1 protein-coding gene is annotated in these 324 nt (G+C 38.3%); it reads left to right on the top strand.

The window, feature by feature from the left end:
- A partial coding sequence (locus tag CWB66_RS21105; protein WP_138586970.1) for an IS982 family transposase occupies positions 1 to 324 on the top strand: 324 nt, incomplete at both ends.

Consider the following 324-nt stretch of genomic DNA (forward strand, 5'->3'; position numbering starts at 1 on the left):
GAACGATGGGATGGTTTTATGGCTTCAAGCTACATTTAGTCGTTAATCATCATGGTGAAATTGTTGCTGCGAAAGTGACAACAGGAAATGTACATGATACTCAACCAGTCCGTGAATTAGCGAGCTGCCTGACGGATAAATTATACGGTGACAAAGGATATTTAAGTAAGGCTTTAGAAGCTGATTTGCTCGATAAAGGGGTAAAGCTCATTACGACGGTTCGCAAAAATATGAAGGCAAAAGCGATGTCATTATGGGATAGAGCGATGCTTTCAAAGCGTTTTATAATCGAAAAAATTAATGACCAACTCAAGAATATATACT

Source organism: Pseudoalteromonas sp. S558 (assembly GCF_005886635.1).
Classification (GTDB): domain Bacteria; phylum Pseudomonadota; class Gammaproteobacteria; order Enterobacterales; family Alteromonadaceae; genus Pseudoalteromonas; species Pseudoalteromonas aliena.